Below are 14,403 nucleotides of genomic sequence, written 5' to 3'. Positions count from 1 at the left end.
TCGTTCTTATGGGGATCAGATTTTAAGGGAGTTTTGGGGAATTTCTGTTGCGTGCTCCTGTGTGAGGAGAACGCCAGATTTCAAAAGCTCAGCCCAACCCTGCGCCCTTTCTGCAAACTCAGAAAGGGCAGCAAAAAGGTCGTGACGAGCCAACCCATTCATCGGAATATCCCAGAGGAGGGTGATGGTCTTGTCTGTATCTGCCAACATTGCAAACCGCAGGCTACCGGTGCCCGCCCAAGACTGATTGACCTTTAAAAAATACTCCAGCAGATCAACCCGGTTCTTTTCTGGTATTCCGCCCAATTCCGCACTGATGGCGAGGGCATGTCTGTCTTCTTCCAGTGTCGCAATCACGTCCAAACCTGACGTGAACTGAAACAGCCAACTGTCTCGTGCCGGATCCGCAAACACGGATGCATCAACGAATAAGTCACTCACTTCCGTGACGAGTTTCGATACTTCGCTCGTACCAACCATAGTTTTCCGCCCTATGTCTTGCCGCCGTCCACGGCCTTATGTCTGCGCAAAACATTAGAACACGTTGCAATAGGTGATTGTGCCGATAGGCATAGCTCACAGAGGTGTGATGGAGTTTGAGGGGCCGATGCAACCAATATATATTTGAAGTACATGTTGGTATTTTGCTGCAAATAGACGAACGTATATTTATCTTCTAAATATAGAGATATTCTATTTTTTGAGAATGGCTTTACTATCGTTAGTCTGTGTTTCGTACCCTAACATAGTTAATCCCAGTAGATTAAGGGTGTTTTAATGAAAAATTAAATAGAGATTTAAAAAAAACTAAGCCATTTGGGAGTTTTATACATATCAGGATTTATTTCTGATCAAATAGCACTTCAAGTGGATAAGCTGGGTGGTAATGTCAGGTAGAATTTCGGAATTTATGGAAACATATCCGTCTAACGCTTGAAATTTAGTTCAAATCCTTCAACAACCGACCATGTTTTCTCGTCTGCTTAATGACTTCTCCGAAGGTGTTGAAGCCGTGGGAGGATAGGAGGGGGAGGAGTTTGCAGAGGGCTTGGGCGGTGGCCTGGGCATCGCCGAGGGCTGTGTGGCGCAATGCTATGGGGATTTCTATACCAAGGCGAGTGCAAAGGGCGTCGAGAGTGTGCTCTTGATCCGCGCCGAAAACGACAGCAGACAAGAGGACGGTATCAAGGATCGGATGGTCCCAGGCATAGCCGGACAAGTGGCCGTATCGATGTAGGAATGCCATGTCGAACGGAGCATTGTGCGCGACAATGACGGCGTCTTTGGCAAAGGTGTGAAACTCTGAAATTGCAGTCACCGGGTCTGGAGCATCTGCCACCATGTCATCTGTGATCCGGTGAACTCCGGTTGAGGCCGCTGGAATGGGTCTGCCCGGATTGACCAACTGGTCAACTGTTTCACCGGGAATGATACGTCCGTTAACAACCCGCACGGCCCCGATCTGGACAATGTCGTCTTTATTTGGCATGAGGCCAGTTGTTTCTGTATCGAAAACGACGAAGCTGAGATCACGCAGAGAACGCTCCTCAATTTCCTTTTCAAAATGGTGCTGGGCCGCTTCAAAATCATAAATCAGAGGTCGCGGTGCCTCTGGTGCGATGCGTGCGGTCGCATCGTCAATCAGGATCATATAGCCCGACATCCCTCTGAGTTTTTTAAGGCGCAATTGAAAATTGAGATTGCCACGGGCTCCTTTCACATCAACCGCAATTTCTGTTTTCAATTCGATCAGCTGATCATAGGCAGCACGCACTTCCTCCTCAATAAAGTAATCAAAGATGGATGCACTCAAACGTGGAACATGAACCTGCCCAAGAATGTCTGCGGCTTGACCGTCATAAAGCATGATTTTGTGTGCAGGGCTGACGAGCACGATGGCGACGGGGATCTCAGTTAACAGTAAGGCCAGCTGCTCGCGCTCGCTCGCCAACTGTGCCGTTGCATCAGAAACCAACTCATCAGTTTCTGCACTGTCATTGGTTAAACGCCAGGCAACCGCATGAGCCGCAGGCGCAAGGTCGCCCAGGTACTTGGCTTCTTCAAAATCAATTGAGGCATCAACGTTTGCATGAGCTGTCGTGCGGATGGCAGCGGAGAGACGTTGCACTGGTTTGGCAACATTTTCGTCAAACAGAAGCCAGATGCTGACCGAGATCGCAAGAAGACCAAAAATGGATAGAATGCCGGCCAACAGGAAACCTGAGGCTGGTGTTGTTTCTGCAATACGGGTGTATCCGAAATAAAGCGCAGCCCCGACAACGGCACAACTTGCTGCGGCAACACCCGCGAACAAGAGGAAGATCCGAAATCGTAAACTGAGGCCTGTTAACATTACCCCGCTCCGCATATTGTTGAGGTGATCCTGTCATTTTCCGGCACTGACACCCACTGAGCCCCAGAGATGCTTCCACCTTCCTCAAAAATGATACCGTCAGCCAATGCTGCCCGTCGGCTGGTGGCACAATCAGTAAGCACAGGAAGCTTGTTCACCGGAGACCAGCGGCCAAAGAAGTAAGCTTGCGCCAGTTTCATGCCCGGCTGCTCTGGATGTGTCTGGATCGTAGCAGTATCAATCGCGACAAATCTTTCAGTGAAGGGAAACAGATAGGTCCATGGACGATAGAAGGCTTTGCTTTCTACAGTTTCAGCAACCACTATGCCATCAGGGAGCGTATCTTTGGTGCGCGAAAACCAGCTGTACTCGCTGGAGATTGTTGCCAGCAACATGGCAGCACCGGCAGCAACTGGCGCAAACCAGCGCGGCAATCGCCCGCCAAGAACATGATTGATCAACATCACAAGACCAGCTCCGGCAATGCCTGCAATGAAGGTCCCGATCAATTCAAGAAACATGTTATTCCTCCCAGGTAACTGTGGTCGCTTTTGTCTCGCCACAGCTTTGATTATTATTGGTCTAGAGCGGAGCGAATTCTTGTTGTTTGATTGAATCCAATCAAACAGAACGCACTCTAGCTTAGCATTCCGCGACCATGCCCGACTGCTGACTGCATGGTTTTAACAACAACAAACGCATCCCGAACATGAGAGCGTTCAAAATCTGACAGGCTAGAAGGCTGCAGAAAATTATCGGGTTGAGCGCCTTGTTTAACCAGATCGGCCTGATGCTGGATTCGCGTCTCGGCGATCAGGTCATAAGCATCCAGAAGGTCTCCCGCACCTGATTTGCTCAGTTGGCCACTCTCACGAGCTTCTTCCAGCCGTGCGCGGGTATTAACCGCCCCGATCTGTCCTTGCAGCGCATAGATCCGTGCCAGATCAACCACTGGCACCACGCCGTTGTGCTTCATGTCCAACGTATTCTTATGCTCACCAGAGCGGATGGTTGCCAACCCGCGCAGCAAACTGAGTGGCGGCGTATGTTTCAACGAGTTGCTGACCATGTGTGCCACGAAAATTGAGTTACGGCTTGAAGCTTCCAGTGTTTGTGTTTGCAGGTCTTCAAAGAGGGAAACCTCGCCGCCAATTGGCCTGAGGTCAAACATGACAGAGCTGAGCATCTGCGCTTCTGGGTCCGGTTTGTTGATCCACCCTTCAAAATAGGTTTTCCAGACAGATAACGGCTGGCTCCAGCGCGGGTTCGTCGCCATCATGTCACCTGGGCAGTAGATGTAACCACTGGTGTTCAGTCCATCACACACAAACTTTGCCAAATCAGCAAAGTACCCAAGCCGTTGCTCGTCGGTAACGTGGTCATCCAAAAACAGACAATTATCCTGATCACTGACCCCGGTCTGTTCGCGGCGCCCTTGCGAGCCGCAAGCAAGCCAAAGATACGGGATGGGTGGAGGACCAAACTTTTCTTCTGCCAGTTTCAGCAAGCGGCGGGTTGCGGCATCAGTAATATCAGAGATCAACCGTGTGACAATTTCGTGCCGACTGCCACCTGCCACCAGCTGCACCAGCAGGTTGGGTATCCGGGCCGTCACCCGTGCTATGTCATAGGCATCTTTGGCCCTGGCAACTTCGCTGACCAACTCAGCTGAACTGATGGCCTGAAACCGTGTCAAATCCGTTTGCGTCACCATGCCGACGAGGCGCTCACCCTCCACGATTGGGACATGACCAATACGCCGTTCCATCATCAAATGTAAAAGATCCGACCCGATGGCTGATGGGGCAAGCACAATGGGATTAGCCGTCATGACAGCTTCAACCGGTGTCTCAACTGATAAAGCAGATGCCAAAACCTTAAAGGAGAGGTCCCGCACCGTAATGATCCCGATCAGCCCACCTTTTGCATCTGTCACACACAGCGAAGAAACGCGGGCATCCCTCATCTGCTGGGCAGCATGTTGCACTGTGTCGTCAGGACGACAGGTAATCGGGTTGGGCGCCATAAACGATTCAATTGGAATGGCGGCCAGATCATTTTCGCGGGTCCGCGGCTTCTGAGTCCGGTCAAAGAAACGGGCAACGGGTTGATGCGCTGCGATCAGTTCTGTCAATAACGCAGGCGGGAGCACCAAAAGGACAGTTGGCTCACCTGCTTTTGCGGATGTAACCGCGCGTCCGTCCAGAAACAGACCGCGCTCCCCAAACGAATTGCGAATGCCGAGACGGCTTATGACGGCATCATTCTTATCCCGGATTTCGACGCCGCCCTCGTAGATGAGAAAGAGCCCCGGCAGCTGTTCTCCAAGCTCATAAATATCAGCACCGTGGACGCGCTCCCACACTGTTATCTGGTTGGACAACGCCTCTTGATCTGTCTCTGGAAGAACATCATAGGGATGCACGGATTTCAGAAACTGCAGGACTTGCTCTGATGTAAGAGGCATGGCTCCGCCTTCAGCTGGAAGAAATAAAGTCCTGCCCAGCATAGGCCGGGCAGGACAGGATCAAAAGACAGCGGGTTACTGAGGTTCAGCAACCCGCGTCAGTTATCAATGGTCCTGAGCTGCACCGGCTCCACGAGGGATGCGTACGCTTTCCACGAGGTCCTTGATCACCTGAGGTGTTTCCTTCGTCATGCCTGCAACAAAGTAAGCAACAGCGAAGTTCACAGCCGCACCAATCGCACCAAACGATGTGGACTTGATCGTACCAAGCAGTGGGTCAGCATCAGAGAAGCTGGCGGTTCCTGGAATGAAGAACCAACCCTTGTGCAGGAAGATGTAAACAAGGGTCACAACCAGACCAGACAACATACCCGCAACAGCGCCGGTGTTGTTGATGCGGGTTGAGAAGATACCCATCATCAGCGCAGGGAAGATGGATGCCGCTGCAAGACCGAAGGCCAGTGCCACCGTTTGCGCCGCAAAGCCCGGAGGATTGAGCCCCAGATAGGTTGCCACAATAATCGCAACCGCCATGGCCACTCGGGCAGACATCAACTCACTCTTTTCTGAGATTGATGGTCTAATTGCCCCCTTGATCAAATCATGGCTAACCGCTGAGGAGATTGCGAGCAAGAGCCCTGCTGCTGTTGAAAGGGCCGCTGCCAAGCCGCCTGCAGCGACAAGACCAATCACCCAACCTGGAAGGTTTGCAATTTCCGGGTTCGCCAGCACGAGGATGTCACGGTTGAATTTTGTCAGCTCATTTCCAACCCAGCCTTTTTCGCCGGCAAGAGTTTGCATTTTTTCACTCTTGTCGTTGTAGTACTGGATTTTGCCGTCGCCGTTCTTGTCTTCCCAAGCCAGAAGTCCTGTCTTTTCCCAGGTGTGCATCCAGTCATATTTTGGGTCGTTCTTAATCTGTGCAACTTCAACAGCACCACCATTAATGCCGCCGTTTGGCCACATCATATCTGTGATGTTGAGACGTGCCATCGCGCCAACTGCAGGAGCGGTGATGTAAAGCAATGCAATAAACACCAGCGCCCAACCTGCGGACCAGCGTGCATCAGCCACTTTAGGCACGGTGAAGAAGCGCATGATCACGTGCGGCAGACCAGCAGTACCAATCATCAGAGACAGCGTGAACAGCACCATGTTGAAGGTGTCAGCATTGTTCGATGTGTATGAGTTGAAGCCAAGCTCAGTCACCACCTGATCCAGTTTGGTCAGAAGTGGTTCGCCACTTGCAACATCATTACCAAACAGACCAAGTCCTGGAATTGGATTGCCAGTCAATTGCAGCGAGATGAAAACTGCTGGAATGGTGTAAGCGGTAATCAGCACCACATACTGAGCGACCTGCGTATAGGTAACGCCCTTCATGCCACCGAACACAGCGTAAGCAAACACAACACAGGCACCGATCAGCAGGCCTGTTGTGTTGTCAACTTCCAGAAAGCGGCCAAACGCGACGCCAACACCGGTCATCTGACCGATCACGTAGGTGGTTGACGCAACAATCAAGCAAACCACAGCAACAATACGAGCGGTCTGACTGTAGAAGCGATCACCGATAAACTCAGAGACGGTGAACTTGCCAAACTTGCGCAGATACGGAGCAAGAAGCAGTGCCAGTAGCACATAGCCACCGGTCCAGCCCATCAGGAAGGATGAGTTGTCATAGCCGGTAAACGCAATAAGGCCGGCCATGGAAATAAATGATGCCGCAGACATCCAGTCAGCTGCAGTTGCCATGCCATTGGTGACAGGATGGACACCGCGGCCTGCAGCGTAAAATTCAGATGTGGAACCCGCACGGGCCCAGATCGCGATGCCGATGTAGAGCGCAAAGGAGCTGCCCACAAATAGCAAGTTGATAGTAAACTGATCCATGATCTGAAAAGCCCCTATTCTTCTTCAACGCCGTGTTCACGGTCAAGACGGTTCATACGCCAGGCGTAGAAAAAGATGATCGCCAGGAAGACCAGAATGGAACCCTGTTGTGCGAACCAAAACCCCAGATCAGTGCCGCCAACACGAATGCCGCTCAGCAGCGGGCGTAGCAAAATGCCAAACCCGAACGAGACCAGAGCCCATATAACGAGGCTTATTTTAATGATACGCATATTGGCAGCCCAATATGCGTTGTTGGATGAGTTATCTGACATGCTCTCCTCCCGTTTGGGCCGGATGAAATTCAACCGGACGGCATATGCCCCCAAATCTCAAACTGGATTTGCTGTTGATGACCAGTACCTCCCACTGGTCAGCTGGCTTGGAGAGTATTCGTTGATCTTGTTTGGCCTAACAAACCCCATCAAGAAAAGCCGCTCAGGTGACGTAGAATCCCATCAAAACATCACCATTTCCAGAAAGCTAAGCTTTACATTTGCGTAGAGTTTAGAGCTCGCAGACTTACACAGCTAGCCACTTGCTCCCTTAACCCGCCCCACTTCATCAAGAAAGCGTTGCGTCAGTTCCCAAAGCCGGAACTGAGCTATCACAAGATCTTCCAACGACTCCCACACAAGCCACCTTCAGCACCCAGTTTGTTCCCCCAAAGTCAACTTGTACACGCCTACTTACGTAGAGAATACTTATGTATTACAACCAAAGACTTTGAAACTACTTACAGCTTGGTTTCCTTTTTAACTTGTCAAATTGTTGCGACATAAATATAGACACCATGAGTTCTCAAGGAACCGAGAACGTTTCCATGAGTGTTGTCAAAACTGGAGTTTGTCCCAGTTTCCGGACAGTTTGATTAAAGTAGTTATGCCGCCATTTTCCGAACCCTTTGTTCATATGCCTAACAATGTGAATTGTAGTTTATTGCCGAATGTTGGCGTCGGCGGCTGTGGAACAACCTCAATGTATTCAAAGATCGCTGCTTTTGCCTGCTACCTTGACTAGAATAACAAGCGCTGGATGAGACTTTCTTCATAGAGGCAAAAAAGCTCTCCATGAGAGCATTATCAAGTCACTTGCCCACGCTACACATGGATTGTCTGACGCCAGTTTCACGCCGCAGCTTGCGATACTCCTCGGAGCGAGATGGCGACTCGAGGTCGCTATGCTGAATAAGACCGATAGTCAATCTGCGCCTTGCCAGAGCTATGTTGCAAACATCACTGAGCAGGCTTGACTTCATATACTTGTCCATAGCCCAGCCGACAATTTCCCGTGTTGCTATATCCTTAATGTCGACCACAGACCGCCAACCTTCCTCGGTGACACAGTAGGTGGTCTCAGCAAGCCAGATGATGTTTGGTACAAAATAATCCAAGTTAGTATACTCAATTGTCCGGAATTCAGGGTGGATTCCAATTGTTGTGGCAACATAAAATAGATAAAGATAATATCAGTCATACTTTCGCTTTTGATGTCTAAAGCAGAGCGCAGGCATCATCGAGCACACTTTGACTATTACTTCTGATAGCACAGAGTTTCTGTGCTTTTTCAAACTTAGTTGTGCGAGTTCAAGATCTGTCAGTGCTGTTGTTTCTTCAGATAATACTATGTGTTTCTGTCTGCAGTGCAATCGGTGCAGGGGCAACGACTTCGCTGATTATCTGAGGCCGGGATGCATATGGCATGCTCTGAGGAAATACGGCTTCCGTCAACTCGGAGTTGTTAAGGCTCAGCCCAGCTTTCGCAATAACTTCCAAATTTAGGGTACATCTGATGTATCCCAGTCCGTCAATAAGGCTTGTGATAGCTGGCAAGGCAAAAACATCGGGCAACGATCATCGTTCTCTCTATCTCGATTCATACTCGTCTTTATCGCGCGCCTGTTGCCGCTGCCAAAGTCTCATGAAGTGCGTCATCTCCTGTGTTGGGGAAGTAAGGTGATGCCGGTGTTGTGTGTTCCGTTTGCGGAACACACAACACTCTAAGATAGCTTCGAAAACTCAATGTACTTGGAGACATAGATGAGCCTCCAAGTATCAGTTGAGACACATTTTTGATTATAGCTATTTTTTTAAATGTGAACGTATCGATGGTCGTTGCATAAACTCCTGCGGATAACCTAACAACCAACAATGGTATCAAAGCAACTCGGATTGTGACAAGTGGAGGTACTGCATGAAGCGTTCGTATTGTGTGACGACGTCCGCAATCAGCTGTTCTTCGGTGTAGCCGAGCACGTCGTACTCCTGACCGCCTTGGGCAAGGAACACCTCGACGCGGTAGTAGTTGGTGCCTTCCTCTTCGGTCTCGTCCTCATTTTCATCTTCGTCGATGAGATGGCCGGGGCCGATTGCCAATGCGGTTGTGAAGTACCGTTTTCGCAGGCCATACACAAAGACCGTTTCTTCAGACTGCTCGATGGTCAAACGATAGTTCTTGGTACCGGTCAGTGTGGCTTTGAAACCGCGTGTCTCAAATTCCGCCTGCACCTTTTCCAGAGCAGGCTTGCCAACAGTACCCATAAAATGTCGTGCGTCTTTTAAGGTCGCGTTTTCAGTCAATGTTCCGATGCGCTGCCTCCAATCCACGGTGCTTTTTGTGTACTGCACTGTGGTGTGGTGCATTTGCAGGTTTTTGGTGCGCAAAGCATCATCCTGCAAGGCTTTGTAAAGGCCAAAGCACATCAGCAGCATAACAATGAGGAAGGGGAGCGCACTGGCAATTGTCGCAGTTTGTAAAGCTCCCAGCCCACCTGCCGATAACAACACAATCGCAACAGCGCCTTGCAACACAGCCCAAAATACACGCTGCCAAACAGGGGAGTTGATGTCGCCGCCAGAGGTCAAACTGTCAATAACCAAAGACCCGGAGTCGGAGGAGGTTACAAAAAAGACCACCACCAGCACGACGCCCAGCATGGAGAGTACAGATGAAAATGGCATGTACTCAAAGAACTTGAAGAGAGCCAGAGACACATCAGTAGAAACGGCTTCAGCAAGGCTATCTGCCCCTCCATTGAGGATCAGATCGATGCCTGTGTTCCCAAAGATCGTGAACCAGATCAGGCTGAACCCTGTTGGCACAAACAGCAGGCCAACGAGGAATTCACGGATGGAACGACCACGGGAAACGCGTGCGATAAAGGTACCTACAAAAGGTGACCACGAGATCCACCACCCCCAATAAAGCAGAGTCCAACCGCCCAGCCAGTCATCTTTTCGGTCATAGGCATAAAGGTTGAAGGTCTTATGGATCAGGTCCCCCATATATGCGCCTGCATTTTGCACAACAGTCTGCAGCAAAGTCACGGTTGGCCCAACAATCAGAACCAGCACCATAATGCAAACAGCCAGAATGAGGTTCGTTTCAGAAAGGCGTTTCACACCTCGATCAAGGCCGGAAAAAACCGAAGCCGTTGCCATGCTGGAGATAAGCACAATCAGAATGATTTGTGAGGTTGTCGAAACAGGGACGTCAAACAGATAGTTCAGGCCAGCATTCACCTGAAAAGCACCATAGCCAAGCGAGGTGGATACACCGAACAAAGTGCCTAATACCGCAAATGTGTCAACCGCATGGCCGATCGGACCGTAGATCTTCTCTCCAAACAGAGGATAGAGCGCAGACCGCGGCAACAAAGGCAATTGGTGGCGGTAGGTGAAATACGCCAATGAGAGAGCCACCACACCATAGATCGCCCAGGCATGCAGACCCCAGTGGAACATGGTGATCTTCATTGCCTCACGAGCAGCCTCAATAGTCTGCCCTTCCATGTCTGGTGGAGACATGAAATGCATGATCGGCTCTGCGACACCGAAGAAAACCAGTCCAATGCCCATGCCTGCTGAAAACAGCATGGCGAACCAGCTTTTGTAGGCGTAATCAGGCTCAGCATGATCAGGTCCCAGTTTGATATCACCAAACCGGCTCACCATGATGAAAAGGATGAACAGCAGAAAAATCGCAACTGCCAGAATATAGAGCCAACCAGTGTTTGTTTCGATCCAATCCTGAATGTTGCTGTAAAACCTCTGAGAGCCTTCCGGCCAGATGACTGCTGTAATCAGGAGCAGAAAAATCAGCGATATGGAGCTGATAAAAACAGGAGGATTAAACTTGTGCTTTATTCTCATCACGTGCTTCAACAAGCGCCGAAAAATGCAAAAAAAGGGCGCACGAGTGACGAGGACTGCATTTTTCAAAGCAAAGCTATCTCAGTTGTGTAGACGGCCTCTTAAAACAATGTGTCCAACTCAGGATGGTTCTAAGCAAAACAAATATATATGCTTCGAATGACCAAAGCTGGGGCCGAGCATTTACTCCTGGCTTCACCAAGTGGCAATAGCTTTTATGTCGCACCTAAAAGTACGTATTCTTTTTTAATTTCAAAGGCTTGTAGATTTAAGTTAAGAGTGCTCGTGCTGAGCTGTAGAGCAGCGCTGTCAAACTCAACTGTTTCGCCTGAGAGCCCGGCTCAATACAGCATAAAACGAGATATCTGATCGCGACTGGGCTTTGAAATGCTCAGTTCAACTCTGTAGGGAACATCAAAGCCGGATGACTGCCATCTTGTCTTGTGTCATGTCGTGCATGGTGTAGCCGATACCTCCGGTGTTGTAGCCGGACTGGCGACGACCAGCAAAGGGCATCCAGTCCACACGAAAGGCGGTATGGTCGTTGACCATGACAGCAGTGGCATCGAGATGTTGGACGGCTTGGAAGGCTGTCTCTAAGCTTTGAGTGAAAACAGCGGCCTGGAACGCAAAGGGCAGGCTGTTTGCAGTCTCAATAGCCTCTGCAATACTATCAGTGCTGTAGACGCAAATCACCGGACCAAAGATTTCCTGTTGCGAAACGCGGACATTGGCAGGCGGATTCAGCAACACGGTGGGGGCATAGGTTGTCGGGCCCAGGCGTTTTCCGCCTGCCAACAACTCGGCTCCTCCATCGATAGCCTCATTCACCCATTCCTCAACCCGGTCCACTTCACCAGGCCGGATCAACGGACCGCAATCCGTTGTCGCATCAGTCGCATCACCCACTTTCAGCAGTTTGGCAGCCTCTGCCAGCTTTTGCGCGATTTCCTGCGCTTTAGAGGGAGGAGCAAATACACGCTGAACAGAAACACAGACCTGACCAGAATGATAATAGCCTCCCTTGATTAAAAGAGGGATCATGTCGTCGATATGGGCATCTTCGCTGACAATGACTGGCGCAGCACCGCCATGTTCCAGAGCGCAGCGCGCACCTGGTGTCAGCTTTGAGCGAAGCATCCAGCCAACACGTGCAGAACCAATAAACGAGAAGAACCCAACCCGCTGATCGGTGATCATCTGCTCAGCCACTTCGTTATTACAAACAACGGCACGGCACCAATCTGTAGGCAATCCGGCCTCATGTAACATGCCTATAAAAGCCTGGCAGGACAGTGGTGTATCGGGAGCTGGTTTGATGATAACCGGACAACCTGTAGCCACCGCCGGTGCCACCTGATGCACAATCAGATTGAGTGGGTGGTTGAAAGCGCTCGCAGCCACGACCACGCCGATCGGCTCACGCTGGGTGAACGCGATGCGACCTGATCCCGCCTCTGTCAAATCCATCGGAATTTCGCGGCCAGTCATTTGGCCAACCTCGTGTACGCAAAGTTCCACGCCATCAATGGCGCGCATCACTTCCACGCGGGCATCAACCAATGGCTTGCCACCTTCGTTGGCGATCTGGAACGCCAACTCGTCAAAACGAGCCTCCATGAGCTGAGCTGTTTTCTTTAAGATGGCTATTCGTTGAAAAGCAGGAAGCCACTCATCACGCTGACGAAAGAGATTGTGTGCAGTCTCCAGAAATGCGTCGACCTGCTCCCATTCACTGGTCTCGACACTGCCGATGCATTTCAGGCTGTACGGATTGACGACATCCAGTGTCTTGCTCATATCAGACACACCTTGGCTGCAAGCTCGTCAATCAAGACCCGCTGGTTTTCGCTGTAATCAACGGGAATATCAACCAGATGGACCCCGCCAGCAGTAAAGGCCGCTTCAAAGGTCGGCAGCAGGTCTTCTGTGCGGGTAATCCTGTGGCCAGTAGCACCATAACTGTTTGCATACTCGACAAAGTTAGGGTTGCCAAACTGTAATCCCCAGTCTTCAAACCCTGCATGAGCCTGCTTCCAGCGGATCATACCGTAAGATCGGTCATCCAAAACAGTGACCACCAAATTGAGCTTCAACCGAACAGCCGTTTCCAGCTCTTGACTGTTCATCATGAAACCGCCATCACCGCAGATCGCCATAACCCGGCGGTCTGGATAAAGCTTGGCTGCCATCATAGCCGAAGGCAGGCCAGCGCCCATTGTCGCCAATGCGTTGTCTAAAAGCACCGTATTGGGTTGATGAGCCTTGTAGTTGCGGGCGTACCAGATCTTGTAGATCCCGTTGTCGAGCGCAATAATATCGAAATCACCCATCACCCTGCGTGTATCAGCGACCACCCGTTGTGGGATAACCGGAAAACGCGCAACATCACCACCTTCAGAGGTGTGTAGGTCTGTTTCTTTTTTGATGCGCTGGAAATAACTGCGATCAAAGTCCAGCGGACCGCCCAGGATATCGCCAAGCCGCGCAACGGAGCGGGCAAGATCGCCAACCACCTCAACCTGAGGGAAGTACACCTGATCAACCTGCGCAGCCTTGTAGTTCATATGGATCACTTTGGTACCGCCATGTTCCATGAAGAACGGCGGTTTTTCGACAACGTCGTGACCCACATTGATGATCAGATCAGCCCGTGCAATTGCGCAGTGCAAGTAGTCGCCATCAGAGAGCGCGGCAGTACCAAGGAACAGGTCTGAGCGCTCATCAATGACGCCTTTGCCCATCTGAGTGTTGAAAAACGGAATCTGGGTCTTTTCGGCGAAAGCCTTGAGTATGGAGTGAGCGTCCTTACGGTTTGCTCCAGCTCCGAGCAACAGCAACGGCATTTTTGCATTGCGGATCATCTCAGCTGCTTCATTCAGCACCGTATCATCTGCGACCGCGTAGTAACGGGGATGAGGGTGCAAGACAGCTTCATCAGTTTCTTCAACAGCAATATCTTCAGGCAGCTCCAGCAAGACCGCGCCGGGGCGCTCCTCTTCTGCCACGCGGAAAGCCTCACGGATCAGGGCAGGGATGGTGTTACCATGTACAATCGCCTTGGACATCTTACAGATCGGCTCAAACAGACTGACAATGTCAATGATCTGAAATTGCCCTTGCTTGGATTTCTTGATCGGCTTTTGCCCGGTGATCATGATCAAAGGCATGCCGCCCAGAAAAGCGTAGGCCGCCGGGGTCGCAAAGTTGGTCGCGCCAGGTCCTAGCGTCGCCATGCAGACGCCTGCTTTGCCAGTCAAACGCCCATAAGTGGCAGCCATAAAGGCCGCACCTTGCTCATGTCGGTTCAACACCAGTTCAATTGTTGAGGTACGAAGGGATTCAAGAACGTCAAGGTTTTCCTCACCAGGAACAGCAAAGACGTATTCAACACCTTCCGCTTCCAGTGCAGCTACAAGACGATCAGAAGCTTTCATCGGGGCATGAGAGTCAGGCATGGGATCTCCTGTTCAGTCAACGCTTGGCTTTAGAACTTCAGGCTTATGTTCTCTCTATGAGATCAGAAATTAGTAAAGGCA

General features: G+C 50.7%; 11 protein-coding genes. 1 reads left to right on the top strand and 10 read right to left on the bottom strand.

Features of this window, described 5'->3' with window-relative positions:
- Window positions 1–15: 15 nt before the first annotated feature.
- The 6 genes from DHN43_RS25790 to DHN43_RS25765 form a co-directional block, all read right to left on the bottom strand.
- On the bottom strand, window positions 16–480 hold the full coding sequence (locus DHN43_RS25790) for a type III secretion system chaperone (RefSeq protein WP_108820563.1): 465 nt from the start codon (window positions 478–480) through the stop codon (window positions 16–18).
- A 460-nt stretch (window positions 481–940) separates the two neighbouring features.
- A complete protein-coding gene (locus DHN43_RS25785) occupies window positions 941–2,353 on the bottom strand; it encodes a 3'-5' exonuclease (protein WP_108820562.1) in 1,413 nt (470 codons plus the stop codon).
- Window positions 2,353–2,874, bottom strand: a complete 522-nt coding sequence (locus DHN43_RS25780) for a hypothetical protein (protein ID WP_108820561.1) — start codon at window positions 2,872–2,874, stop codon at window positions 2,353–2,355. Before DHN43_RS25780 ends, DHN43_RS25785 begins: the two co-directional genes overlap by 1 nt.
- A gap of 116 nt (window positions 2,875–2,990) precedes the next feature.
- Window positions 2,991–4,820: a DUF294 nucleotidyltransferase-like domain-containing protein gene (locus DHN43_RS25775; protein ID WP_108820560.1), complete on the bottom strand. Its 1,830-nt coding sequence runs from the start codon at window positions 4,818–4,820 to the stop codon at window positions 2,991–2,993.
- A 105-nt stretch (window positions 4,821–4,925) separates the two neighbouring features.
- Window positions 4,926–6,713 (bottom strand): sodium:solute symporter family protein, encoded by a 1,788-nt coding sequence (locus DHN43_RS25770; RefSeq protein ID WP_063292108.1) that lies wholly within the window; start codon window positions 6,711–6,713, stop codon window positions 4,926–4,928.
- Between the two features lie 14 nt (window positions 6,714–6,727).
- On the bottom strand, window positions 6,728–6,988 hold the full coding sequence (locus DHN43_RS25765; RefSeq protein ID WP_057462081.1) for a DUF4212 domain-containing protein: 261 nt from the start codon (window positions 6,986–6,988) through the stop codon (window positions 6,728–6,730).
- Here DHN43_RS25765 and DHN43_RS25760 point away from each other — a divergent pair.
- A complete protein-coding gene (locus tag DHN43_RS25760) occupies window positions 6,987–7,217 on the top strand; it encodes a hypothetical protein (RefSeq protein ID WP_057462080.1) in 231 nt (76 codons plus the stop codon). The genes DHN43_RS25765 and DHN43_RS25760 overlap by 2 nt on opposite strands.
- Before the next feature lie 583 nt (window positions 7,218–7,800).
- On the opposite strand, the gene DHN43_RS25755 is transcribed toward DHN43_RS25760, so the two are convergent.
- The 4 genes from DHN43_RS25755 to DHN43_RS25735 form a co-directional block, all read right to left on the bottom strand.
- Window positions 7,801–8,106 (bottom strand): DDE-type integrase/transposase/recombinase, encoded by a 306-nt coding sequence (locus tag DHN43_RS25755; RefSeq protein ID WP_159096989.1) that lies wholly within the window; start codon window positions 8,104–8,106, stop codon window positions 7,801–7,803.
- 763 nt (window positions 8,107–8,869) lie between these two features.
- Window positions 8,870–10,864: a BCCT family transporter gene (locus tag DHN43_RS25745; protein ID WP_108820557.1), complete on the bottom strand. Its 1,995-nt coding sequence runs from the start codon at window positions 10,862–10,864 to the stop codon at window positions 8,870–8,872.
- Window positions 10,865–11,278: 414 nt separating this feature from the next.
- Complete coding sequence (locus tag DHN43_RS25740; RefSeq protein WP_108820556.1) at window positions 11,279–12,664, bottom strand: aldehyde dehydrogenase family protein; 1,386 nt, start codon at window positions 12,662–12,664, stop codon at window positions 11,279–11,281.
- A complete protein-coding gene (locus tag DHN43_RS25735) occupies window positions 12,661–14,322 on the bottom strand; it encodes an acetolactate synthase large subunit (protein ID WP_063318700.1) in 1,662 nt (553 codons plus the stop codon). Before DHN43_RS25735 ends, DHN43_RS25740 begins: the two co-directional genes overlap by 4 nt.
- Window positions 14,323–14,403: the final 81 nt, after the last annotated feature.

This window comes from Pseudovibrio sp. Alg231-02 (assembly GCF_900143565.1).
In the GTDB taxonomy this organism is placed as follows: domain Bacteria; phylum Pseudomonadota; class Alphaproteobacteria; order Rhizobiales; family Stappiaceae; genus Pseudovibrio.
This window is presented reverse-complemented; position numbering and strand designations above follow the sequence as displayed.

Bases quoted from the DNA above. Each gene is read 5' to 3' on its own strand.
- DHN43_RS25790 (WP_108820563.1), bottom strand. From the start codon at position 480: ATGGTTGGTACGAGCGAAGTATCGAAACTCGTCACGGAAGTGAGTGAC.
- DHN43_RS25785 (WP_108820562.1), bottom strand. From the start codon at position 2,353: ATGTTAACAGGCCTCAGTTTACGATTTCGGATCTTCCTCTTGTTCGCG.
- DHN43_RS25780 (WP_108820561.1), bottom strand. From the start codon at position 2,874: ATGTTTCTTGAATTGATCGGGACCTTCATTGCAGGCATTGCCGGAGCT.
- DHN43_RS25775 (WP_108820560.1), bottom strand. From the start codon at position 4,820: ATGCCTCTTACATCAGAGCAAGTCCTGCAGTTTCTGAAATCCGTGCAT.
- DHN43_RS25770 (WP_063292108.1), bottom strand. From the start codon at position 6,713: ATGGATCAGTTTACTATCAACTTGCTATTTGTGGGCAGCTCCTTTGCG.
- DHN43_RS25760 (WP_057462080.1), top strand. From the start codon at position 6,987: ATGCTCTCCTCCCGTTTGGGCCGGATGAAATTCAACCGGACGGCATAT.
- DHN43_RS25765 (WP_057462081.1), bottom strand. From the start codon at position 6,988: ATGTCAGATAACTCATCCAACAACGCATATTGGGCTGCCAATATGCGT.
- DHN43_RS25745 (WP_108820557.1), bottom strand. From the start codon at position 10,864: ATGAGAATAAAGCACAAGTTTAATCCTCCTGTTTTTATCAGCTCCATA.
- DHN43_RS25740 (WP_108820556.1), bottom strand. From the start codon at position 12,664: ATGAGCAAGACACTGGATGTCGTCAATCCGTACAGCCTGAAATGCATC.
- DHN43_RS25735 (WP_063318700.1), bottom strand. From the start codon at position 14,322: ATGCCTGACTCTCATGCCCCGATGAAAGCTTCTGATCGTCTTGTAGCT.